This is a genomic window from Legionella yabuuchiae (assembly GCF_900640115.1).
Lineage (GTDB): Bacteria > Pseudomonadota > Gammaproteobacteria > Legionellales > Legionellaceae > Legionella_A > Legionella_A yabuuchiae.
Genome location: NZ_CAAAIW010000001.1, coordinates 135,348 through 160,164, shown reverse-complemented (window position 1 = coordinate 160,164; position 24,817 = coordinate 135,348). Strand labels below are relative to the sequence as shown.

Below are 24,817 nucleotides of genomic sequence, written 5' to 3'. Positions count from 1 at the left end.
AGCGTTGTATTCTGACCTTCGTGCTCTTGCTATTTATTGTGATTTGGTTAAGCTTAATTTAAAACGCTTAATTATTAAAGGGAGTTGGAGATGAAAAAAACTATCTTAGCAATAGTTAGCTCATCTTTGTTATTTATGAGTCAATCTTGCTTTGCAGATGATAATGTCACGAAACAAATACAAATGTTAAATAGTCAGATCCAAGTACAACTGCAAAAATTACAAGAAACCCAGCAAAATCAAATTCAGACATTGAATCAACAATTTCAAACTCAAATTAAACAAATGCAATCTGATTTGCAAACCAAGATTCAACAAGTAAATTCCCAAACTCAAACTCAAATGAAACAAATGGAATCGGAGCTGCAGAATGAAATTAAGACACTACAACAGCAAATAGAGGCGGCAGCTAAAGCAAAACAATGATTTTTTGCAAAGCTACCATAAGGTAGTTTTTTTAACTACAATACTGTTTTCACATCAAATATAAGTGTCTATGTTCAAGCCTTTGGCTTTATATATCGGGTTACGATATACCCGCGCTAAAAAAAAGAATCATTTTGTTTCGTTCATCTCATTAAGCTCGATGCTCGGCATAGGCCTAGGCGTGATGGTTTTAATTACGGTTCTATCCGTTATGAATGGTTTTGATGAGGAAATTCATAAGCGCTTTTTTGGCATGGCTCCTGAAATTACCATGACTGGAATGGATGGAAAGATAAGTAATTGGGAGTCTTTGGCTAATGAGGTGAAAAAGACGCCTGGCGTTGTAGCAGTTGCGCCCTATGTTGGCGGGCAAGGGTTACTTACCCATGATGGCGAGGTTTTGCCTATTGTCTTAACCGGCATTATCCCTAAATATGAGCAACACGTGAATCACCTACAAGAAAAACTTATCATCGGGGATGTCAACGAATTAGATCACTTTGGGATTATTTTGGGACGAGGATTAGCCGATAGCTTGGGGGTCATGATTGGAGATAAAGTAACCATTATGATTCCTCAGGCGACTGTAACTCCAGCTGGGATGATCCCAAGGTTTAAACGATTTACTGTGAAAGGGGTCTTTTCCGCTGGTTCCGGATTTAACTTTGATACAAAGCTTGCCTTTATAAACCTTGAAGATGCTCAAAAACTGTTGCAGCTTGGGAATGAAGTCACTGGTTTGAAAATGAAAATAAACAACATTTACCAAGCGCCTCAATTATCCGAAACCCTAGCGCATAAGTTGGGTCCTGATTATCAAGTTGGAAACTGGACCGAGCAATTCGGTGCGTTTTTCTCAGCGGTCAAGATGGAAAAAACCATGATGTTTCTAATCCTTTTGTTAATCATTGCCGTCGCGGCATTTAACTTAGTGTCTTCACTCGTTATGGTCGTCAATGATAAGCAAGCTGAAATTGCGATTTTAAGAACCATTGGAGCGACTCCAACAACGGTCATGTGGATTTTCATCGTTCAAGGGATGACTGTTGGTATTATTGGCACAATAATTGGTTTGATTGGCGGGTTGATTTTAGCAAGTAACGCCACAACCATTGTTAATTTTCTCCAGTCTTTATTTAATGTACAGCTCCTGTCTTCGAACATTTACTTTGTTGACTATTTACCGTCTAAGATATTGTTCAGCGACCTTTGGCTAGTTTGTGCTGTGGCATTATTCATGAGCTTCTTAGCCACCATCTATCCTGCTAGACGTGCTTCAAAAACCATCATTGCGGAGGCTTTGCATTATGAATGATCACGTCATTGATTGTCGGGAATTAAAAAAATCTTATTATGATGGTAATCGAACCATAGATGTCTTAGCAGGAATCGATTTTTCGATTCATAAAGGGGACCGACTGGCGGTTGTTGGCCCTTCAGGCTCTGGTAAAAGTACTTTTTTACATTTGCTTGGTGGACTTGATAAACCTAGTGCAGGGGAGGTATTAATCCAAGGCACAAACTGGCAAGTGTTATCAGAAAAAAAACGATGTCATTTAAGAAATAAGAATCTGGGGTTTATTTACCAATTTCATCATTTGTTACCAGAGTTCACCGCTTTGGAAAATGTGGCAATGCCTTTACTTTTGAGCGGTAAAAGCGTGCCGCAAGCACGAGAAGAAGCGAGCAATATATTAAATCAAGTTGGACTTAGTGCACGAGAAGAACACAAACCTTCACAGCTTTCCGGAGGGGAGCGGCAACGAGTCGCTATTGCAAGAGCTTTAATTCATAAGCCTCAATGTGTTCTGGCCGATGAGCCAACAGGGAATTTGGATCATGCCACAGCGGTAAAAGTGTTTGAACTTATGTTGGACTTGAATAGAAAATTACAAACTGCGCTGGTTATTGTCACTCATGATACAAACTTAGCCAAGCGTATGGATAGAGTAATGCACTTGCAAGAGGGTCAATTACTTGAAGCAGGATAAGCACTGCTCCGAGGATCAGTGGCTAAGAACCGCATCAATCTCATAAATTCGGAGACAAATTTCCAGTGGAATTCATTCTGTGTAATCCCCCGTGATAAGATTCTCTGTTAAAAAAAGTTGGTTCAACGTTCGAAAAGTGACGTGCTTTCGGTAGGTATTGTATATTTTTAAACGTGTGCCCTTCAAAAGCCACATATTGCACGCTGATTGGAATGGCTTTCAGAATGTTTTTTGGCGAAAATTTCTGTTGCTCTTGCGGATGCAATTCGATGTTGCTTAAATCTAAATGTCGTATATGAGGAGGGATTGTTTTTAATAACTCAAGAACCTCCCTTGCTGTTTTATCACGAGGAATTCGATGACTTAAATCCAAGCTATCTGTAGTAAAAGACACATACATTTTTGGTTTATCCCAAACTAGAAAAGATTTTCCAGGCAAAAGAGATAACACGACATGCAATAGATCCACCCTATATGAGTCAGCGATCAGACTCATTAAATTAAAGCCATATTCATCATTTCGTAAAAGCAACGCCTCACGTTTCGCTTCTGAAAATGGATTTAAAATGAAGATAAGGGCTTTGGGGTAATAGCGAATCGAAAACTCTAATAAGTTTAGATTTTCCTCATCGTATATCCCCAGGATCTGCAAACGTAAGGACTCAGAAAGACTTTGCCAAAAATCTTGCATTACTTCCAGGTGGTCTGCAAAAAGATAATGTACAAGCGGCATGTAATCGCTGTTTCGCAAAGACAAGACACGAGACTGTTCATGCTCAGTCATTTTAATCAAAATATTTAAAAAATCGACACAAGCAATATCAGATAAATAAAACGCTAATGAACCAAATCTTGAATCATTCAAGGCCAGAGCATCTATTTTCTGATGTCGAGTGAGGGTTTCAAAAGCGGCAAAAAAGGCTTCTGGATGGCTCTTGGCCAGATGATGCAAAAAGATCGGTTGACCATGAAATTTTTTCTTTAAAATCTGATAGCGTTCTTGCTCTGAAAGATGATACAAGACCTGTTGCAACACTTGAGAAGCATGCTGCAAATAGTGCAAGACCGTCCGGTTAGAAGAGACTATTTCCTCCGCGAGCCAATGTGCGCGTTCATGGGCTGGCAATACCGAAATAACAACTTCTAATGCATGAGGCAATGAGGAGATTAAATCAAATATCGTACGATCTTGGCCATCTCTTCGAGTTAATATCTCAGATCGCATATGCTCAGGGTAAAGTAATAACGCGGCTTTTAATGCTTGTGGGTTTTGGCTGACAAAATGCAATACGTTCTGATTTTTTCTCTTGAGCAAATCGGTTTCTATATCATGAAGAACCTGCATGCGTGTTTCATCCTCCATGTCTTTAGAAAAATAGAAGTTTAAAATGGATTCATTCCCATTCTGAAGCGCTCTATCTCGTAGAAAAGAACCATCGCTCAATCGTTGATCATGCCAATAAGGCATGTTAAATGATGTGGTTAATAAGTCAATGATAGAACGGTGCAGCTCTTGATCATCTACGTCGGCCAAGACTTGATACAAAGTTCGACATTTTGCAAGTGTTAAACTCTCTTTCGAATAATGGTTTAAACGATATTGCTCTTCAGAGTGCATAAGGTTTAAACAAGCATGGATATCAATTGCAGGATCCAGTTTAAATAACAAATGAATGATAAGCGCCTGTAACTGAAAATCATTGCAAGGATAGTGCAAATTTTGATTCGTCAAACTCATTAAAAGACTTGTTTTCGAAGAATGCCTCCGATACCTATCAAAAATTAATTGGTACCGTTCCAAGTTAAGAGAATTTTCCGCACAAATGCATTGTTCTAACTCATCGCGCAACAATTGGATTTCCATGCTGCACCATTCGAATGTTTCAGGAAATTTCTGTAACTTCAATACAATCGGCTCCATTTCATCGTCTACTAGAGATGGTTGTTTTAAAAATAATTGAAAAAACTGAAACAGGATTGGTTTTAGATACGATTGAAGAACATAAGCCTCGGTATATAGGGCGGCGTATCGGTAATTTGTTGTGGTAATTGGCAAAACAGACAATTGTTCTAAGTACTGTTTAGGCTGCTTATCCAGCAATGCCTCCATAGAAACCAACACCATCCAGGCAACTTCAGAATCCAGTAAAAGTGGACGCACCTGATCCAACTTGAGAAAACTCCCAAATTTATCTAACAGTCGAACTCGCTTTTCTTCAGCAATTTTTGTATTAATAAAGCGATATATACGCTTCAAAACCTGCGGTCCCATCTTCTGGGTGGTTTCTTTAAGCCATGTCTCCATCACATTGTTAATAAACGGAGTTCGTCTGCCTAATAAATAAACATAAAACGCTTGTCCAAAAATTAAATACAAACTATTGAGGTTTTGTTTGGAATTACTTGGCAAAAAACGTGGACTTTCGACTTTGCATGGAATAAACCAGTGTGATGTTTCCCCATTTAAGGCATGTTGACGCATTATTTTTCTTTTGCTTGCTCTAATGGCAGTAGTGTTTTGTAATAATTTAAATATTTCACCATAACAATCCTCTTGTTGGAGATCTTCAGAAGCCAATATTCTATAGACGTTACTAATCTCCTCCGAATTGGAATAATGATTCATAAAAAAGCGATGGAAGATTCCCGATTGTAGGAGTGTTTCCGCAGTGTATCCCTGGCGTAATAGATACAAAATGCATCCTGCAAATTGAGGGGGATCAAAGGATTCCAGTTGCATGCCCATTAGCATAGGCAAAAAACCTTCTTCGTAAATGAGTTGATTTTCCAAATAATCCGCAATGACTTGAGCTTGATAGATTTCATCTGGAAACACCTCTTGAAACAAAATCGCACCAAGTGACTTAGGCTCTTCACCAACCTGATCCACTAAATTAGAAAGAAAATCAATTTTCTTATTTAAACCATAGTGTTTCTTTTGCTCATTCCTTGACAATCTGCCTTTGAAAAAGCTCATACGGCTTAGTCTCGTTAGATCTGATGTCCATGCTTGTTTAAGATGATTCAATTGCTCTCTGGTTACTAGCGGGTACGATTTTAGCGCGTCTTGCAAAAGGTGTATCAGTTCCATAAATACGTGCCCCAACAAGTCATTAATCTTCAGCTTAGCTACTTTTTTCAAGTGAGTAAATACGAAAACCCTAGTTCGGAATTTTTATGCTTAATAAGCTGCGCCAAATCAAGGATTACTTCGTTAAAATCAAATAAAAAGGCTCAAATTAGCGCGGCTCTTCCTGCGCTTTTTATTTAATTTTGCCTCGTACGCCTTGATTTTGCTTGCTTCTAAAGCATAAAAACTCCGAACTGGGGTTACGAAAGATTTAGGCTGTTGGAGTTGAGAGGATTTGCTTATAGCGAAGATACTTTAAAATGCGTGGTTTATGCTTTTTCTTCTTTGTCCTGCCGCATTTTAAAAACTCGCGTGGGAATGAGTCATTACTTTCCCTGTTTAAAATGCGGCAGAGTCCCCCAAATTAATATTCTGCGTGACCAGGTGTTCTTGGGAATGGAATCACATCTCGAACGTTGCTAACTCCTGTGACGTAGCTTACCAAGCGCTCCAACCCTAGGCCAAATCCTGCATGAGGAACCGTTCCATAACGGCGTAAATCACGGTACCAGTTATAAAATTCTTTATCTAATTCACACTCATCCATGCGTTTATCTAGAATTGACAAGCGTTCTTCACGTTGGCTTCCGCCAATAATTTCTCCAATACCAGGAGCTAAAACATCCATAGCTGCAACGGTTCTTTCATCGTCATTTAAACGCATGTAAAAACTTTTTATTTCTTTTGGATAATTTGTAATGATTACTGGCTTTTTACAAAGCTCTTCTGCAAGATAGCGTTCATGCTCAGATTGTAAATCCAGCCCCCAGCTCACCGGAAATTCAAAGGTTTTATTTGCTGTCTCAAGCGCTTTGATGGCATCGCTATAAGTCATGATTTCAAAGCTTGAATCAATAATATGTTCTAAGCGCTCAATGCAGCCTTGCGAAACAAATTGATTGAAAAAATTCATATCGTCACTGCGTTCTTCCAATACTGTTTTGCATAAATACCGCAGCATCTCTTGGCTTAAATGACAGATATCATTTAAATCAGCAAAAGCTAACTCAGGCTCTACCATCCAAAACTCAGCTAGATGACGACTGGTATTGGAGTTTTCGGCGCGAAATGTGGGTCCAAAAGTATAAACTTTGGACATGGCCAGGCAATAGGCTTCTGCGTTAAGCTGACCAGAAACGGTTAAAAAAGTCTCACGGCCAAAAAAATCTTCACTAAAGTCAATTTTGCCATTTTCTTGTTTGGGTAGATTCATCAAATCAAGGGTGCTCACGCGGAATAATTCGCCGGCACCTTCGCAGTCACTGGCTGTAATGATTGGAGTGTGTACCCAAATATAGCCGCGCTCATGGAAAAATCGATGAATCGCCTGAGAGAGCGTGTTACGAACACGAGCGACAGCACTAATGGTATTGGTTCTCGGTCGAAGGTGTGCAACTTCACGTAAAAATTCTAAGGTATGTCGCTTCGCTTGGACTGGATACGTATCTGGATTCTCAACCCAACCAACAGGTTGAATGTTCTCGGCTTGAATTTCAAAACTTTGCCCTTTTCCTTGCGAGACGACCAATCGTCCGGTTGCAATCATGGAACAACCTGTCGTGAGCTTCAATACTTCATCTTGGTAGTTGGCTAACGTATTTGGAGCAACAATTTGGATGGGTGAAAAGCAAGAACCATCGTGCAAGCTGATAAAAGAGAGTCCGGCATTTGAGTCGCGACGAGTTTTAACCCAACCTTTTACCGTAACGAGTTCATCAATTTTAATTTCACCTTCTAAACATTCTTTAATAGTAAATACATTGCTCATGAATTAACTCCAATTAAACTAAAGAACATCAATTAGTTCTCCTAATGCGTTCTCTGTCATTGTAACCAGAGAAGCTGGTATGACAATCCAGAGATCGTAGCCAACTCCTAGATTGCTTCAGCCGCACGCGGTTTTGCAATAATGGACGTGCATCTTTCTGATGTTAGCCACGAAATGTTTGGGGAGCCCCCAAGACGGTCATAACAATACGAACGTGAAGTACTCAGCAAAAAATTAATTAAGCGCCATTGCGTTTAGGACATCTTGCAAATAATCTCTTGAATGAGTCGAATCGTATCGACACTATTATACTATTGATTATATACCCGCGATCTTTCAAAATGCGTGATTTATGCTTTTTCTTTTCTAAAAAACTCGCAAGCGAATGAGCTCTTATTAGCATTTTTTAAAATGCGTCAGGGCAAAAAAATAAAGGCGCCTAAAAACTGAAAGCTCACGGAGTATAGATCTTATGAGTAATAATACACTAAACCTAAATCTTTCACCAACAATGGGAAGAGCATAAGCGCTGAAAATATTACAATTAATAGCAGATTAATTTTTTAAGACACTCATGGTCTTGCTCTGACCAACAATTATAGCGGGAGAAGCATGAGAAAAGACATGGTAAAAGGGTTAGAAATCCTAGTAGTTATCATTTTATGGGTTGTATCTCAAGGAGCATTCAGTGACACAGCCTTGCATTTATATAGACCCTATGCAGGATCTGAGCATCACCCAGCTCCGAAAGTTGGTCGTGTGTTACACGGTCACTGCCGCGATCAATCGCATAAGATAAAACGCGAAGATGCTTGGCGATGTTATGCATCTGGAAAAGCATTTGATCCTTGTTTTACAAAACGCTTTGGCTCATCTAATGAAGTAATGTGTACTGAGTCACCCTGGAGTGATAAGGCAGTAAAGATAATTACGAGTACCTCATTGGATGAGCGCAGTCATTTAAGGCTTGATATGGCGCGCACATACCCATGGGCGGTAGAACTTGCCAACGGCATGCGCTGTATTTCAGATGATGATAATGAAGAGGTCATCAATGGATTGCCAGTTCACTATCGTTGTCAAGATGCCTCAATTTTAATTGGACATCTACAGCGATGTAAGGCAATATGGAGTATGTTGAAATATGTACCCAGTGGATCTACAAACGTTAACATTGCAAAAGCCTGGTTTTAGTCATTAGTCGGTAGTTTGCAAAAAAGATTATTTAGGTCTTTAATTATAAATAGGAAAATAAGCAGGGAGCTTAACATGTTCGGTGCACTTTTTCATACATTCGTACTTTCTCAAGTATTTGGACTTTTCCTGGTAATTATGGCAATTATCATGGTAAGTCGAACAAAATATTACCGCGACTTAATATTGCGTCTTGATCCATTTGATCCCGCTATTGCAATCGGGGCGTCTTTTGGATTAATGCTCGGTATTTTACTGGTTGTGATTCATAATTTATGGTCCTGGGAACCTCGTGTTGTTGTAACCATCCTATCTTGGTTCATCCTCATTAAATCTGTTTTTTGGCTGTCTTTCCCAGTAAAAATGACTGCTTGGGCAAAAAAAGTTTACTTAAGTCCCTGGTATTATGTTGTTGCCGTAGTCATGGTGGTCGTTGGAGTATTTCTCTTAACCAAAGGGTTTTACTTATATATTCCTAATGAGCATATGGAATATACTTTTTTCTAACGCTTTTATCGCAATAAATACAATAAACCCGCTTGTACAAGCGGGTTTATTGTTTTCTCAGGGTGTAAAGGGTTCTTTTGCCCACGTGCCGTGCTTTATGCACGGCATCCATACGATCTTGGATAAATGTCGAAACTGGATTCCGCGCATAAAACGCTGAAAGTAGGCATTTTGAATCGACAATGTGCGTTTAGATGCGTTTACCCTGATTGTTTCTGATGTTCAGGGGATGCATTTGAAAATTCTGGTATGGTTAAGCAGAAATTGTTAATTTCATTAATTAAAGGGTATTCATCCAGCGACAGGTTAAACCGTTTGGCATTATAGATCTGTGGAATTAAACAGATATCAGCAATCGATACTTCTTTACCGACACAAACTGGTTTTTTTCTTGAAAGCTGCTGCAGACGATTTTCAATACTTTCAAATCCTTTTTTAAGCCATAAGTGGTACCACTGATTAATATCATCGTCGGTTGCCGACAATAGAGTTCGGAGTTCATTTAATACGCGCAAATTGTTTAACGGGTGGATATCACAAGCAATAATATAAGCAAGGCTGCGAGCATTGGCTCGCTCAAGGGGACTTTGTGGCAACAGAGGCGGCTCAGGGATAATCTCATTCAAATACTCAATAATCGCTAAGGATTGAGTTAGTACATGCCCATTTTCTACAAGCGTAGGAACCAATCCTTGGGGATTAAGGATTAAATAATTTGGATGGTGTTGTTCGCCGCCATGATTGACCAAATGAATAGGAATGGAATCATAGCTTACTTGCTTTAAATTTAAAGCGATTCTCACACGATAACTCGCTGAAGAACGATAGTAATCATATAATTTCACGATGCTTCCTTATAGCTAGATAATCATTGCTTAGCCCAAAGTCTAGTTCAATCTGTCATCGCTTGCTAAGATAGTTCAAATAATTTCTAAATCGGTTTTTTAATTTCCTGCACCGTTTGATCGATTGCACCAAAAATACTTTCCCCATGAGAATTCTTCATTTCAATCTTTATCGTGTCACCAAATTGCATAAATGGTGTTATTGGATCCCCTTTTTCTAGCACCTCAAGCATCCGTCGTTCAGCAATGCACGATGATCCTTTGCTTCGGTCGATATTTGATACCGTCCCTGATCCAATAATAGTTCCCGCACAGAGCTTTCTAGTTTTAGCTGCATGGCTTATCAATTCAGGAAATGAAAAGGTCATGTCAGCGCCTGCATTGGGCTGACCAAATAAAGTATTGTTTAGATAACTCAGCAAAGGTAAATGAACACGCTCACCGTCCCATTTGTCCCCTAATTCATCAGGAGTTACTGCGACTGGTGAAAAGCTGCTCGCAGGTTTAGATTGAAAAAATCCGAATCCTTTAGCAATTTCATTTGGAATTAAATTTCGTAGCGACACATCATTAACCAGCATCAAAAGCACTATACGATCAGCTGCGTCATTAGAATCGATACCCATTTCAACATCCTTTGTGATTACAGCGACTTCCGCTTCAAAATCAATCCCATACTGTTCACTGGCAACGAGAATTGGATCACAAGGGCCTAAAAAGCAATCAGATCCGCCTTGATACATCAACGGATCAGTCCAAAAGTTCTTAGGCATTTCAGCGCCTCGAGCTTTGCGAACCAGTTCGACATGATTCACATAAGCACTAGCATCTGCCCACTGATAAGCTCGAGGAAGAGGAGAGGCGAATTGTTCCGGCTCAAAGGAAAATGCATCCGGGAAGCGATCAGCATTTAACTCTTTATAAATCGTGCTTAAAGGCTCTTCAATTAAGGTCCAATGTTCTAAAGCGTATTGCAACGTAGGAGCGATTGCTTCCACAAGAATCGCCTTCGTTAATGACTTATTGACTACACATAGTGTTCCATCTCGTGATTGAGGAGATTTTAATGACGCTAGCTTCATAAGTCTTCCTTAGTAAAAAATAACTATAGCATGATAATGGCTCTGCCATCGCGAGGATGACATGTTTCTGCTTAACTTACTGTGGTGTCTCTTGTAGTGTTCCCCGGCGTATTTGATCCCGCTCAATCGCTTCAAATAGGGCTTGAAAGTTCCCTTCGCCAAATCCTTCATTTCCTTTGCGCTGGATAATTTCAAAAAACACTGGTCCAAATAAATTCTCAGTAAAAATTTGCAACAGCAGTCCATGCTTTGGGTCACGCTCACCGTCAATAAGTATCTTTTGTTCTTTGAGGTGGTTAATGGGTTCTTGTTGCCAGGGGATACGATCGTCAATCATTTCATAATAGGTATCTGGAACATCCAAGAATGAGACACCATTTTTGCGAAGTTTCTTCACTGCGTCATAAATATTATTGGTGGTTAATGCCACATGCTGAATCCCTTCGCCTTCGTATTCATGTAAAAACTCTTCAATTTGTGATTTATCATCTTTTGATTCATTTAATGGAATTTTGATTTTACCGCAGGGGCTTGCTAGTGCGCGACTGACTAACCCGGTCATTTTACCTTTTATGTCAAAAAATCGAATTTCTTGGAAGTTAAAAATAGACTGATAAAAATTCGCCCACTTATCCATATTTCCACGAAAAACATTATGTGTTAAGTGATCAATGTCAATGAGATCAGCAGATTTGGGAAGGGTTGTATCGTAATTAAGTTCAGACCATTCTTTTGAAAAAGGTTGATGAGTGTTATCGACAAAATAGATAACGCTTCCTCCTATAGCTTGGATTGCTGGAAGTCCGTGATGAGCATGTTTGCAGTCATTAAAACGGATAGCACCATGGCTTAGGGCATAATCTAACGCAGCTTCAGCATCATGAACTCGAAATCCCATAGCACAAGCACCAGGTCCGTGAATCGTTGCATGCTCTTCGGCCTGACAATGCTTTGCGCCATTTAAAATAAAACGAATATGACCTTGTTGATATAGAGTAATCTCTTCTTGCTTATGGTTTGCAATAGGCTGAAATCCCAACTGGGAAAATTGGCGGTGTAACGCTTGCTTGTCTGGGCCAGAAAATTCTAAAAAAGCAAACCCATTCAGTCCGCAGGGGTTTTCTTGATGATATGCATTCATTGCTTAACTCCTTGTAATCGTTAGCGGCTACTTCAGGCAACGCGAAAAACTTTATACGCGGTTGTTTAAAACTGTGATTTAGGTTGCACTAAAAAAAGACCGTCCGAAATAGGCAACATCGAAATGTGGACACGATCATCATGTTCTAAGAAATCATTGATTCGGCGTATTTCTCGTGTTTGGCCGCCTGTTTCTGACTCATCAATAACTTTTCCATTCCATAACACGTTATCGATGATGATTAGACCATTTGGCTGAATTAATTTTAAGCTTTGCTCGTAATAATTTAGATAATTTGTTTTATCGGCATCAATGAAAATCAAATCAAATTGATGAGCTAGCCCCTCATTCAACAATTGTTGCATAGAGGTTAAGGCAGAGCCCAGTCGAAGCTCAATTTTATTGGCTTGATTTGCTTTTTCCCAATAAGGTTTAGCAATATTGGTCCATTCCTCATTGAGGTCGCAGGTAACAAGCCGCCCATGATCGGGTAAGGCTAACGCCATAGACAAGGCACTGTAGCCAGTAAATGTGCCTAACTCTAATACTTTTTCTGCCTTAATTAGACGAATCAGCAGTTGCATGAATTGAGCCTGAATCGGAGAAATTTGCATGATGGCCAGTGGCATTTTGGCGGTTTCTTCTCGTAACTCTTGTTGAACCGGGTGCTCTCGCAGGGATTTTGCAAGAATGTAATCATGCAATTCCTCAGTCATATTTAAATGTTTCATATTTTTTTAATTAGGCTAATTTTTCTTGGGCTAAGGTATCCGCAATAACACTGACGGGTTTATCTTCTTGCAGTGAACGCTCAAAGATTTCTAGCAAACTGGTACGGATACCATCGATTTGCTGTTTAACTTTTTCCTCTGATGTGTGTAAATATTTACTTGCAGCAAAAATTAAACCGCCTGCATTTATCACGTAGTCTGTAGCATATAAAATACCTTTATCATGCAATTGTTGCCCATGGTAGGTATGAGCTAATTGGTTGTTGGCGGCTCCTGCAATGATTGGGGTTTGCAATTGATGAATGGTAATATCATTAATTATGGCACCAAGCGCACAAGGAGCATAAACATCACAGGGGACTTTATGAATTTCTTCTGTAGGAACAGATATCGCTCCAAATTCATTGACTGCCTGTTGGACGCGCGTTGGGTCGATATCGGCAACGGTTAAACGTACGCCTAGCTCATGGAGGTGTTTTGCCAATTGATACCCCACATGACCTAACCCTTGAACGGTGATATGTAAGCCATTTAATTTGTGTTTTTTAAGTTTGAACTCAACGGCCGCTTGTATTCCCCGCAATACACCCATTGCAGTATAAGGAGAAGGGTCACCATTGTAACTGGATAAACTGGCGACGTAAGGGGTTTGTTTTGCAATGACATCCATGTCATTTAAATCAGTACCGCTATCTAACGCAGTAATGTAACGCCCATTCAACTCTTGAACAAATCGACCAAACTGTTCTAAATAAGCTCGGCGATTGTAAGGCATTGAGGGTTTTATGATAACGGATTTTCCTCCACCTAAGGGGAGATTAGTTAGTGCAGCTTTATAACTCATACCACGAGCTAAACGCATAGCATCCATTAATGCAGAATGGGTATTGGGATAAGAAATGAAACGACAACCACCCAATGCTGGACCTAGCTTGGTGCTATGAATGGCTATAATGGCTTTCATGCCGGATTCAGGGTCCACTTTAAAATGAAGATCACCAAATCCTCGCGTGATTGCGTAATCTAGAAAATCTTCTTGATTGATGCTTGAATTTGCCTCAATAGTGTCAATGGAGATCATGGAGGTAAGCTCCCTTGGTGAATTCTGTCTAAAGTTATAGTCTTATTTTAACTCTAAATCAATCATAATGCGCGGCCATGATAGAATTTTTGTCATATATTAGAGTTAAAAAACGGAACAAGTACACCCTTACGGGGGAAGGTCCGAATTAGCCTATGAAAAACGGAGCATTGCGTTAACTCGCATTGATGCCAATTTTTTGCTTTAGGATATCCTTTACAATAGAATTGTTCTCTAGGTAAATTAAAGTGCTTCTCGCTTTTTAAAAATTCCTACTTCAGGAGAAAATAATGAAAAAAGCAGCAGTGATGTTGGTCACGTTTTTTTTCAGCTCGATGGGATTTACAGATTCTGTTCCACCCGATCTGGTCTTAGATAAAGTTAGCTTTCAAGTCACAGCCAGACAGTGGGTGACCACCAAAAGTGCCTTGGTTAATGTCAGTATCAACGCAACTCTAACAAATACAGATTTAATCAAAGCACGCGCAGAAATTACTGATAGCTTAGATAAAATCGCTGCAGGAGCATGGCATATTGTCCAGTTTGATCGCTCACAAGATAGCTCCGGGCTTGAAAAGCTCACGGTTCTTGCCAGAGCACGAGTGGATCAACACGTGCTGCCTAATGTCTATAAAAACGCAAAAACAGTGAGCAAGCCAGGAATGAATTATGAAATTAGTTCTATTGAATTCAAACCTAGTTTGGAAGAAGTGCAAGAGGCTAAAAATCAATTGCGCCAAACGTTGTATCAACAAGCCCATCAGGAATTAAGCCGTTTAAATCAAGTGTACTCTGGACAATCCTATAGTCTGCATCAGTTAATTTTTGTGGAAGGGGATGCCCAACCTCAGCCCCAAGCCTTTAAAGCACGGGAACTTGTGAACACCATGGCCTTGGCTGCTGCCAGTGCCCCGGCTGTTGCGGTTAGTAATGAACTAACCATGACGGCTCTGGTACAAGTGGCTTCAAATCGAAAGCAGGAGAGTTGATGTTGTTAGACTTTGAACCCATAATTGCACATCGTGGTGCTTCAGCTTATGCACCAGAAAATACAATGGCTGCTTTTAAGAAAGCTCTGGCATTGGGATGTCATTTTATCGAATTTGACGTTATGTTGAGTGAAGATGGCGAGCCATTCGTTTTTCACGATGATTCCTTAAAAAGAACTACTAATGGACGGGGACCGTTTGCTAAAAAGTCAGCAAAAGAACTACTCGAACTCGACGCAGGAGGATGGTTTTCAAAACGATTTCGTGGGGAAAGCATTCCTACTTTATCGGATGTCCTTCAATGGATGATTAGCTCAAAAGTGCATGCAAATATCGAAATCAAGCCCACTGCTGGAAAATTAGAAGAAACCACAGTCGCTGTTTTGACCTCTTTAAATCGTCACTGGCCTAGCAGTAAACCACTGCCGTTGCTTTCCAGTTTTGAACCTGATGTATTAAAACTTTGCCGGGATCTTTCTCCTGAAGCTCCTTTAGGATTGTTGCTTCATACCTGGGATGAGAATTGGTATAAACTGGCCGATGAACTGCAATGCGTTTCGATTCACTTAAGTGTAAAAGCAGCCAATAAAGTAAGAATTGCTGCAATTAAAGATAAGGGTTACAAAGTTTTGATCTACACGGTTAATCGTAGACGCTTGGCTCATAAATTGTTTGAATGGGGTGTTAATGCTATTTTTAGCGACTATCCAGACTTATTGGCTTGAGCCTAAATTGTTTTCAATTTAAGGCTCGATTTATGCTTTCTAATACCTAGGATTAAGTCATGATACTTAAGCTCTCTAGACGGATTAGATGTATATGCTTTATATGTCTTCTAAGCGTTTGGGGGAACAGCGTTTTTGCAAAATCGACTGAACTGGTGTTTTGGCATTCATTGGCCGGCGACTTAGGAGCAGAAGTCGCTCGCTTGGCGGATGCATTTAATCGCAGTCAAACAGAATTTACTGTAAAACCTATCTACAAAGGGGATTATAACGAGTGTCTAAGTAGTCTTGCCGCAGCGTTTCGAGCAAAGCAAGCACCGCCCTTAGTGCAAGTCTTTGAAATTGGTACTCCAACGATGTTAGCACCTATGGGGATCATTAAACCGGTTGATACGATCATGCGTGATAATGGTCTTAGCTTGCCGGAAGACAGTTTTTTCCCTGTGGTTAGAGCATATTATTCGATTAATGGTCGTTTAAAGGCAATGCCATTTAATATTTCAATTCCTGTAATGTTCTATAATGCAGACGCACTGGCAAAGGTCGGTTATAACCGCTCAAACTTTCCCAAAACCTGGGATGAGTTTGAAACCTTAGCGGCAAAGTTAAGACATTTGGGGTATCCCTGTGTATATACCAGCGCTAATCCGGCCTGGATATTTATTGAATCGTTTTCGGCATTACATGGTCTGCCTTTAATTAATCGTTCTCCAACCAATGCTCTATATAATAATGATGAAATTATTCATTTTCTTGAGCGATTAAAAAGATGGCAGAACAAACATTATTTTGAATACGGAGGGCGTACCGATGATTCAAGCGTCTTATTTACCAGTGGTCGATGTCCAGTTTATTCACAATCTTCAGGAGCGTATAGTAGCTTAGCAAAACTGGTTTCGTTTCAAGTTGGAATGGCAATGATGCCTTTGGACAACGAAATCTCTACCAATCGTTATCCTAATGTTTCCGGCGGGGCCGCACTTTGGGTGATTGAAGGACATTCAAGTTTAGTTTATAAAGGGGTTGCGCGTTTCTTGGAGTTTTTGTCTCTCCCCGAAGTACAATTGCAGTGGCATCAGAATACCGGTTATTTACCCATTGGAATAACGGGGATCTATGAGCCGTTACAGGAAAAAATGAACCTTGTAACGCTTCAACTGGCACAGCAGGAATTAATAAACAGAGGGGGCGCTATTGAAGCGAGAATGCAGAATCAACTAAGAGTCATTAATGATGAAGCGTTGGAGGCGATATTCTCCGGAATCAAAACACCAAGGCAAGCGATGGATAATGCCGTAGCTCGAGCGAACCATGCGTTATTAAGATTTTCACGCAATACAGGATAAATCGGAGTTTTGAGATGTTATTTAGACAACTTTTTGATCATGATTCATTCACCTATACGTATTTAATTGCTCGAAATTTAGGATCTGACGCTGTGATTATTGATCCAGTTAAATCTAAAATCGACCAGTATCTTAACTTGATTAAACAGCTAGGCTTAAATTTAGTGGCAGCCCTAGATACGCATTTACATGCTGATCACATCACCGCATTAGGGACGTTAAATCGAGTACTGGGATGTGAATCGATGATGGGTGAGCAAAGCCAAGCAAGTGGTGTGACAAAACGATTTCATGATCATGAACTATTGAGGTTTGATGGGTTTGAATTGCAGGTTTTATATACCCCTGGACATACCGATGATTCTTATTGTTTTTTAATGAATGACCGAGTCTTCACAGGTGATACGCTTTTTATTCGCGGCACTGGTCGTACTGATTTTCAGCATGGTGATTCCTCCCAGCAATATTCAAGCATCCACGAGCGTTTGTTTTCTTTACCTGATGAAACGTTAGTTTATCCTGGGCATGATTATAATGGCATGACTGTTAGTACTATCGGTGAGGAAAAATTATTTAATCCGAGACTGAAAGGAATCTCACGTGAACAATATGTGACTTTAATGGCGGGGTTAAATTTACCGAATCCTAAACTAATGCACATAGCTGTACCAGCCAATCAAAATTGCGGAGTAGAAAAAGACTAACACTAACAAGCACTAGCGCTAGCAATCGACTACACTATTAATACTATTCTGGCATCTGGAGCTCTTATGAACGAACTTGGTTTGTTGGCAGTATTTTATAATGAAATGCGTGCACGTGGGCTGTCAAATGACGCTGTGTTTCTTAATGTGGATGTAAACATGGTGAATCAACTCAAATATTTATACAAAATAGAAACGAGCCTGACTGATCTTGAGCGATTAGCAGATATCTGCATTGCCAATAAGTGGATGCAACGCACAACAGCCGATCCAGACTATAATTATTTGTCTTTAACCGATGAAGGTTTAAAAACAATTATAAAGTTTGAAGAACAAGCTAACGCGATTCCTCCTTCAAATCCTTCTTAATTGATTGCGGAGCTCCTTTAGTATCGTCTGTGTTTCTATACGGCCTGAAGAATTTTTATCATAGGGTTTTTTTAATCGCATGGATTCATAGTTAGCGATAAACTCGGAAACAATTAAATCTAAGTTAGGATGTTTTTTCTTTAAAATAGCAAGTTGAGCCAATAAAGAAACGGGGGGGGCTACGGGGATATTCAACCGCTTGAGCTCTTGCTGCAATCGTTTGTATTCGCGAGTGAGTGGATCTTCTCGCTTTCCTTGCCAGTGAAACCAGGCCCATCCAAAGAATAAAAAGACTAAGACAATACCAATCCAAATCTGGAGTAAAAGACCTAAATCCCAACGACCAAATCCAAGAGATCGAAATAATTCCTGCTGACGTTCTTGATTATAAAATAACAACCAACGCTCCCAGAAAAACTTATAGGAGTCATAGAGTATTTTCATTCGTTCAAGCCAAGGTAGGTCTAGCTGATAGTTTTCCCAATCCATATAAAACGCATGACTTGGTTCTCGTTCATCTAAAAGGGTTGTATCAATACGATAATCAGGGATGGCTGCCGTTGGATCGACGCGGATCCACCCGATATTATTTTGCCAATATTCGACCCAAGCGTGGGCATCTTTTTGGCGAACATTTAAATACTTTCCAATTGGATTCCACTCACCACCATAGTACCCGAGCATCACGCGTGCAGGAATCCCAGCTGCACGATAAATAAACGCTACGGCGCTGGAATAGTGCTCGCAATAGCCTTCACGCGTGTCAAACCAAAAGCGGTCAAGTTGGTAAGTATCTTGTCCAATTGGTTCGGGTTGTAATTTATACCAGAACGGATTATCTCTAATGTAATTGAGGACTTGTTGAGTAAATTTTGTAGGATTGTAACGGGCATTAATCATTTGCTCCGTTGCCCAGCGTTTAAGCTTAGGGCTTGCATTCTGCGGTAATTGCAAATTTTGCTGCAACAATAAGCGATTTAGTGGATAGTACCCATGAGGGGTAGAATTTACAGCATAAGCAAAGCGTTGATTAATGGCTTGAAAATCAAGTCTGGTTAAACCAGTATTGGAAGAATATTTCAGTTTTGGCCAACCTGCAATCGGCTCTTCCATGTAAAAAAGCCACGGCTTTTCATGACCTTCGAGAAGAATTTCATAGTCTGCTTCTTCTTTTGTGGACAGAAGCGTTAAGGGTAAATAAACAAACGCTTTTTTAGTGGGCTCACTCCAACTAACTCCATCATAATGACTTAATGCTAAGCCGTTCCAATATATCTTTATTCCTGCTTTGGCTGGGTTATTAAACATAATTCTCATGGCTGTCGTGTCGTTAGTTTGTAATGATGCAATCGAACCTGGGTTCATCGTTTCTTTAAATGCCGTTTGACCTGTTGGTGGTAAATTAATAAGCCACATTGGTGTCGTAATGCGAGGAAAAACAAAAAACATCAGAACGCTGACAGGGATAGCAATCGCTATGATAATAAAACTATTGCGGCTCAATCTAACAAAGGGCGACGAGGGGAGCTGAATTTTTAACAGAAGGGATAAGTTTGCGAGTACCGCTATAATGACATAAAAGAAAATCCACAAATTGGTATGTGTGATTAGGGCGGTAAAAATGACATAAAAGCTAATTAAAATGATGGCTCGTAAATCGCGCTTGCGATGTAATTCAATTAGTTTTAACCAAAAAAAAGTGACGAGTACCCCTATAAAAAAGCCGCTTGATAAAAACTCCCCATAATACCATCTTAAGATGAGTAAAACACTAATGGCTAGGACGATTCGAATCCATAACGGTGGTACAGGATAATTCCAATAACTGCCGGCCAAACGATAACTGATTGCCGCGAGAGCAAAAATGGAAAGCCACCATGGTGTGGTTGCGAGATGTGGCAAGTAGCAAAATCCCATCACCAATAAGCCATGTCTTAAAGTGGTTAAAGGAATTTGCTCGTCATAATAAACGTGCATTAATACACCGCTAACGTTCGTAAACAGGCTTGCTTATGCTCTTCTCCAAATGCAAAATCAGAGCGTTTGCCGTGTAATTCTAAAGCATAAGGTTGCTTCAATTGTTCAGCGGTTTGAATCCAATAGCTTAAATATTGTAAATTGGTTTCAAGATCAGTTTCATGCAAATCTTCTAAGCTAAACAGCCAATATTCGCCAGCTGGATTGGTCATTTTTTTTAAATACCACTCTTTGCTGCGTGCAGAAATTTTCCAAGCGATTCGACTGGCCTGTACCCATGGGCTTTCTACTAATTGAAGTTCGTAAAGATTATCATCACCAGGGTGTTGTATCGGATTATCTAAGAGGCTTTCTTCATTCATGGAAACAGGCCAGAACCCCGGGTGTTTAGCTGCTGGGTATACGTAGTAGCTCATGTCGTAATAAAGATAAGACCAAACTTTGAATATTCCAAGTGGGTAATAGCTGTAAATTTTAATGGGCGGGATTTTAAATACCCCCCGCGAATAGGTCGCAAGAGGGATTACGGCTTTTCTACCCTCTTTCGGTGTTTTCTCAATAGTGACTACTTCCCCTTGGGTATGTGAAAAAGTTAACCCAAACCGGGGCTGTTGGTGGGGGTTAATGAAGAGCATAATTTTAGCAGGCTTTCCTTCTTCAACATCATCTATCATCAAACATTGGATGCTTAAACTTTTTAAATTCTGATGGGTTTGCCACATAGAGAGCAAGCCAATAATTACTAATAGAAAAACAAAAAAATAGGCCGCATTGAGCTGATAATTGATAGCACCAGTTGCCATAGTTAGGATAACAATCCCATAGAGCCAGCCAAATGCTGAAGGCAGAATATAAATTCGATTGGAATGAAGATCCTGTGGATTGGCAATTGGGTGACGCTTTCTTACCCAGCGATGTATTTTTTCCAAAATCCATTGCTTTAATGGCAAGTTCACACTGGCACCTCAACATGATTTAAAAGCATGTCTGCTGGAGTGAGCTCTCCTCCTGAGCGTTTAAATACGAGCCGGTGATTGATGACGGCCGGAATAATGGCTTGGACATCATCTGGTCTTACAAAATCACGATCACAGACCAACGCATAAGCCTGTGATGCTCGAAGTAGCGCACGACCAGCACGAGGACTTAAGCCATGCTCGAACCAATCTCGTGCGCGACTGATTTGCAGCATGGCTTGGATGTAATCCAACACTGGTTCAGAGACAGTTATGGATTGGCATTGCTGTTGCCATTCTAATAATTGTTGGGGGTTAATCACTGGTGATAGGTGATTTAGTTTGCCTCTTTGTTCTTCTTCAAGAAGTAATCTTCGTTCCGCTTCAGGGGAGGGGTATCCAATGGATAGACGCATTAAAAAGCGATCTAGTTGCGACTCTGGGAGTAGAAATGTTCCAGCGTGATGAGCTGGGTTTTGTGTTGCGATCACGAAAAATGGGGCGGGTAGAGGATGAGTGCCAGAGTCGGTGGTGACCTGTCGTTCTTCCATTGCTTCAAGCAACGCGCTTTGCGTTTTTGGAGTGGCCCGATTAATTTCATCGGCCAAAATCAGTTGTGAAAAAATTGGCCCTGGATGAAAGTTAAACCGCTGGTGTTCAACGTCATAAATTGATACGCCAATTAAATCCGTGGGGAGTAAGTCACTGGTAAACTGAATTCGTCGATATTCCATCCCTGTAAAATGTGCTAAAGCATGGCTTAACGTTGTTTTTCCCATTCCGGGGATATCTTCTAAAAGTAGGTGTCCGTCGGCCAAAAGACAACTTACAGCAAGTCGTATGACATCGCTTTTGCCTAGAATGACGTCATTGAGTGCTTCTTGAAGTGTTTTAATCATAAAAGTTCTTATTCATTCCGTTAGTTATTGTGTCAACTCGTCCATGATTATTTCAAGTAGACCTAAAGTAAGTATAGGTCAAAAGAGAGTTATTTTAATTTCGAACAAAGGTTATGACGTCTTAATCGGCTCAGTCAGAGGCTCATGAATATCTCGTATATGATGTAATAGGGTTTTTGTAAAAAAAGTAAATCTGTTCGATGTTGTGGTAATTAAATCCGATTTGGGTGGTGTAGCAGACCAATCATCGAAAGTTAAATCAAGCGCAGTTTTAAGGGACTTAAGATGATTCGACTTATGGTTTAAAAGCGCTTGAAGTTCCTGTTTGAATTGCTGTAGCAACTCACGAGCTAAGTTAAGGTAGGAGGGATTTTGTTCGTCATAATTTTGCGCAAATAAATGATCTTGACGCTCAATTCTTACCACTAAATCGTCAATTTCTTGGAGCATGTCTTGTAAATAGCAGTCTAGTGTTTTGGATTTTTTGATGGTGTTGTTCTGCGCCAAATGAGCAATAAATAAGCTGGTATTTAAAATTAGTTGTTCAATTTTCATGTGATACGCTTTCGTGTCTTCTGGAGTCATAAGCTTATGGGTGTTGGATTGGCAAAATAATAACTTTTCACTTGTTTTACGTGTTGATAAAAAGTCTTTGGCTTCTTGGTCTATAAGCATTCTTGGGGTATAAAGCCTGGAGACGTAAGCAAGGTCTAGACGCATGGTTTCTGCAATGAAGCTAATGTCGGATGCAGGATGAGGGGTACCTAAAGGATCTGAGATTGTTACATAAGATGGTTCGTCATCAAGAAATAAAGATTGATTGACCACATCGTTAAACACGACGGTGGGGTTAATGTTTAAATGATCTTCAATCCAGCGGTTAATTTCAGAGCGTACGATGGGATCAGTTCGAAGGTTATTCGGATCTGCAATCGACGCCAATTGCTTAATTAATAAGGTGCGATAAAGCACAAACTCATAGGAAAGTCTAAATGGTTTGGTGAGATTTATATCATTTTGTTGGATCTGGATCCCATCGTTTAAGGAAAATAAAAAATCAAAGGAGTGTTTAAGATAACAGTTAATATTGCCAGGTGTAATGTTATGCTCAGTCAGTTCAAAATCACTCTGAATACTTAAACCAAGCAATTTACGATAGAAATTATCCCCTTTTAAGAGATAGGCTTGATGTGCATTTCTTGACTGAGCAAAGCTAACTCTCTGAGCTGTAAGTAATAAAGTATCTAAGGGAAAGGTTATTGGGCAGAGTAATCTAGCCATGGTTAAGTCCTCTAGCTGCCCTCCAAGTCCTCCCTGATAAGCTGGTAATGTATAAAATTTGGTTAATAATTCGGGTAGAGGAGTTTTATTGCTGATATAAGGCAGTGAGCTTACGATTTCTAAGATTTGTTGTCGTATCTTTTCAAGCAATTCAAATCGCTCGATAAATACATGATGCTCTGGTTTTCTCAAATAATCATGTGTGTCATAAATAAATTGTTGAATCTTTTTAGGAAGTGATTTATCAGCCCCTTTCAGCATCCATTCAGTCAGTTGAGTTTGAAGTTCAAGGGTTTGCTTTTCGCTATTTTCTATAATCCCTTGATGCGCTTTACCCAATTCAATTTCAATGGTTTTGCTATGGCGATAACGTGAAGCGTACTCACGTAACCAGGCAGAACTTGCTCCCATTGCTATTTCTTGGTGATGTATAAAAAACCAACATAGCTTCTCGAATGTGCTTTGGGAGCCATTATTATGATATTTTAGTAGCAGTTTCACATCTTCGGTCGAAGTTTCCACTGCATTTTTAATTAAGCGATCAAGCCTTCGACATTCATTGGTGACGTTGTGGATGGTCGAGGCAATGGCTTCGCGGTTGCTTCCCGTTCGTTTATACTTAACAGAATCGACTTTCTTTAAAGCCCAATAGGAACCGGCTCCAGCGAGGCAAGCACCCAGCAACCCAATCCCAACAATTCCTATAATTGGACCGCCAATTACAGCTGCTGCCAAACTCAAAGCAACAAGACCACCTACTAGGCCCATCACACTGACGGATACATACGGATAACGTGCATAAAAACTCGGTTCAGCAATCTCCGTTTCAAGATAATTTAAGCATTCTTCCATGAACTGAATTTGCATTTGCTGAGAAAATCGTTGCCGATGTTCAGGTTTTTCAAAGAATTTTTTTAACCAGGCAAAAATGTTATTTTTTTTCTCCCTTTTAATTGTGTCTTCTTGCAGTTCATAAATATCTTTAAATGCGCTATTGAATAAAGTATTGAGTTCATCGAGAAAATAGGCTTCAATCGCCAGATTTAAGGCATCTTCGTCAAATCCTTTTTCCTGTGGAAAATAACGCATTTTGAATTCTTCGCGAATATTAATGCCATTATTGTCTTCGAGTTTTAGCAAGATGCATTCACGAAAATGAAATAGCTTTACTAACGCAGCAGACAAGGCGTTATAGCGCTCGTCGTTAAACCCAGCTTCTTTCATAGCTTCTTGAAAGGTAGAAAAATCTTCCGAGGCATTTTGGACGCTTTCTTTCCAAGCTCTGTAGGCGATATTGCTCGCACCAGTTGCAAGAACCGTACTAAATGCGCCTGAAGAGATCCCAATTTTATGGGTTGCCGATGCAGTTAACCCACGAACTCCTAGGCCAAGCAGTGCTGATAGGGCGCCATGACCGATTCGTGAGCTTAGCGGTAATTGTTGAATGGCGCCATCCAGATATCGCTCTTTAGTTGGGCGAAAGTGGATGATCTTTTTGGTGTATTCCTCGACCAGTTTGGCTTTTTTTAATCCTCCAGTGAGCTCTAGATGGGTGAGCATGTTATTTTCAAGATAACGTTTATGATTTTGCTTAATTAAACGAAAATAATCTTTAGTGGTTTTTTTCGCTATCATAGAATTCTTCCTTGAAGCAAACGTTGTTACTCTTTAATAG

Annotated in this window: 21 protein-coding genes; 10 read left to right on the top strand and 11 right to left on the bottom strand. The window is 40.0% G+C overall.

Annotation, left to right across the window (positions count from 1 at the left end):
* Positions 1-90 precede the first annotated feature (90 nt).
* The 3 genes from E1O47_RS00700 to lolD all read left to right on the top strand — a co-directional run bounded on the left by E1O47_RS00700 (position 91) and on the right by lolD (position 2,417).
* Positions 91-426, top strand: a complete 336-nt coding sequence (locus tag E1O47_RS00700) for a hypothetical protein (RefSeq protein WP_133129349.1) — start codon at positions 91-93, stop codon at positions 424-426.
* A gap of 70 nt (positions 427-496) precedes the next feature.
* Positions 497-1,741 carry a lipoprotein-releasing ABC transporter permease subunit gene (locus tag E1O47_RS00695; RefSeq protein WP_133129348.1) on the top strand — a complete coding sequence of 415 codons (1,245 nt, stop codon included), beginning with the start codon at positions 497-499 and terminating at the stop codon, positions 1,739-1,741.
* The gene (lolD, locus tag E1O47_RS00690) at positions 1,734-2,417 is read left to right on the top strand and encodes a lipoprotein-releasing ABC transporter ATP-binding protein LolD (protein WP_133129347.1); all 684 of its coding nucleotides are present in this window, start codon (positions 1,734-1,736) and stop codon (positions 2,415-2,417) included. Before E1O47_RS00695 ends, lolD begins: the two co-directional genes overlap by 8 nt.
* Positions 2,418-2,457: 40 nt before the next feature.
* Here lolD and E1O47_RS00685 read toward each other — a convergent pair whose 3' ends face one another.
* Together E1O47_RS00685 and asnS are read right to left on the bottom strand one after the other, a co-directional pair.
* Positions 2,458-5,508 (bottom strand): hypothetical protein, encoded by a 3,051-nt coding sequence (locus tag E1O47_RS00685; protein WP_133129346.1) that lies wholly within the window; start codon positions 5,506-5,508, stop codon positions 2,458-2,460.
* A 403-nt stretch (positions 5,509-5,911) separates the two neighbouring features.
* Positions 5,912-7,315 (bottom strand): asparagine--tRNA ligase, encoded by a 1,404-nt coding sequence (gene asnS, locus E1O47_RS00680; RefSeq protein WP_133129345.1) that lies wholly within the window; start codon positions 7,313-7,315, stop codon positions 5,912-5,914.
* Between the two features lie 612 nt (positions 7,316-7,927).
* Here asnS and E1O47_RS00675 point away from each other — a divergent pair.
* Positions 7,928-8,509, top strand: a complete 582-nt coding sequence (locus E1O47_RS00675) for a hypothetical protein (RefSeq protein ID WP_133129344.1) — start codon at positions 7,928-7,930, stop codon at positions 8,507-8,509.
* A 75-nt stretch (positions 8,510-8,584) separates the two neighbouring features.
* A complete protein-coding gene (locus E1O47_RS00670; RefSeq protein WP_133129343.1) occupies positions 8,585-9,016 on the top strand; it encodes a hypothetical protein in 432 nt (143 codons plus the stop codon).
* Between the two features lie 200 nt (positions 9,017-9,216).
* On the opposite strand, the gene maiA is transcribed toward E1O47_RS00670, so the two are convergent.
* From maiA to E1O47_RS00645, 5 genes are all read right to left on the bottom strand, one after another.
* The gene (maiA, locus tag E1O47_RS00665; protein WP_133129342.1) at positions 9,217-9,861 is read right to left on the bottom strand and encodes a maleylacetoacetate isomerase; all 645 of its coding nucleotides are present in this window, start codon (positions 9,859-9,861) and stop codon (positions 9,217-9,219) included.
* A gap of 86 nt (positions 9,862-9,947) precedes the next feature.
* Positions 9,948-10,943, bottom strand: a complete 996-nt coding sequence (locus E1O47_RS00660; RefSeq protein WP_133129341.1) for a fumarylacetoacetate hydrolase family protein — start codon at positions 10,941-10,943, stop codon at positions 9,948-9,950.
* Between the two features lie 76 nt (positions 10,944-11,019).
* On the bottom strand, positions 11,020-12,084 hold the full coding sequence (gene hppD, locus E1O47_RS00655) for a 4-hydroxyphenylpyruvate dioxygenase (RefSeq protein ID WP_133129340.1): 1,065 nt from the start codon (positions 12,082-12,084) through the stop codon (positions 11,020-11,022).
* A 65-nt stretch (positions 12,085-12,149) separates the two neighbouring features.
* Positions 12,150-12,815 carry a class I SAM-dependent methyltransferase gene (locus E1O47_RS00650; protein WP_133129339.1) on the bottom strand — a complete coding sequence of 222 codons (666 nt, stop codon included), beginning with the start codon at positions 12,813-12,815 and terminating at the stop codon, positions 12,150-12,152.
* A 10-nt stretch (positions 12,816-12,825) separates the two neighbouring features.
* Positions 12,826-13,896: a Leu/Phe/Val dehydrogenase gene (locus E1O47_RS00645; RefSeq protein WP_133129338.1), complete on the bottom strand. Its 1,071-nt coding sequence runs from the start codon at positions 13,894-13,896 to the stop codon at positions 12,826-12,828.
* Positions 13,897-14,186: 290 nt separating this feature from the next.
* On the opposite strand from E1O47_RS00645, the gene E1O47_RS00640 reads away from it, so the two are divergent.
* From E1O47_RS00640 to E1O47_RS00620, 5 genes are all read left to right on the top strand, one after another.
* Positions 14,187-14,885, top strand: coding sequence for a hypothetical protein (locus E1O47_RS00640; protein ID WP_133129337.1), 699 nt, complete (start codon positions 14,187-14,189; stop codon positions 14,883-14,885).
* Positions 14,885-15,610 carry a glycerophosphodiester phosphodiesterase gene (gene ugpQ / locus E1O47_RS00635; RefSeq protein WP_133129336.1) on the top strand — a complete coding sequence of 242 codons (726 nt, stop codon included), beginning with the start codon at positions 14,885-14,887 and terminating at the stop codon, positions 15,608-15,610. The genes E1O47_RS00640 and ugpQ overlap by 1 nt, the downstream gene beginning before the upstream one ends.
* A gap of 59 nt (positions 15,611-15,669) precedes the next feature.
* Positions 15,670-16,956: an extracellular solute-binding protein gene (locus tag E1O47_RS00630; protein WP_133129335.1), complete on the top strand. Its 1,287-nt coding sequence runs from the start codon at positions 15,670-15,672 to the stop codon at positions 16,954-16,956.
* Between the two features lie 14 nt (positions 16,957-16,970).
* Entirely contained in the window at positions 16,971-17,660 is a 690-nt protein-coding gene (locus E1O47_RS00625) for an MBL fold metallo-hydrolase (RefSeq protein ID WP_133129334.1), read from the top strand.
* 66 nt (positions 17,661-17,726) lie between these two features.
* Entirely contained in the window at positions 17,727-18,029 is a 303-nt protein-coding gene (locus tag E1O47_RS00620; RefSeq protein WP_133129333.1) for a hypothetical protein, read from the top strand.
* On the opposite strand, the gene E1O47_RS00615 is transcribed toward E1O47_RS00620, so the two are convergent.
* The 4 genes from E1O47_RS00615 to E1O47_RS00600 all read right to left on the bottom strand — a co-directional run bounded on the left by E1O47_RS00615 (position 18,015) and on the right by E1O47_RS00600 (position 24,777).
* Positions 18,015-20,006 carry a transglutaminase TgpA family protein gene (locus E1O47_RS00615; RefSeq protein WP_133129332.1) on the bottom strand — a complete coding sequence of 664 codons (1,992 nt, stop codon included), beginning with the start codon at positions 20,004-20,006 and terminating at the stop codon, positions 18,015-18,017. The two genes, E1O47_RS00620 and E1O47_RS00615, sit on opposite strands and share 15 nt — an antisense overlap.
* Complete coding sequence (locus tag E1O47_RS00610) at positions 20,006-20,962, bottom strand: hypothetical protein (RefSeq protein ID WP_133129331.1); 957 nt, start codon at positions 20,960-20,962, stop codon at positions 20,006-20,008. The genes E1O47_RS00615 and E1O47_RS00610 overlap by 1 nt, the downstream gene beginning before the upstream one ends.
* The gene (locus E1O47_RS00605) at positions 20,959-21,861 is read right to left on the bottom strand and encodes an AAA family ATPase (RefSeq protein ID WP_133129330.1); all 903 of its coding nucleotides are present in this window, start codon (positions 21,859-21,861) and stop codon (positions 20,959-20,961) included. The genes E1O47_RS00610 and E1O47_RS00605 overlap by 4 nt, the downstream gene beginning before the upstream one ends.
* Positions 21,862-21,972: 111 nt before the next feature.
* A complete protein-coding gene (locus E1O47_RS00600) occupies positions 21,973-24,777 on the bottom strand; it encodes a hypothetical protein (protein ID WP_133129329.1) in 2,805 nt (934 codons plus the stop codon).
* Positions 24,778-24,817: the final 40 nt, after the last annotated feature.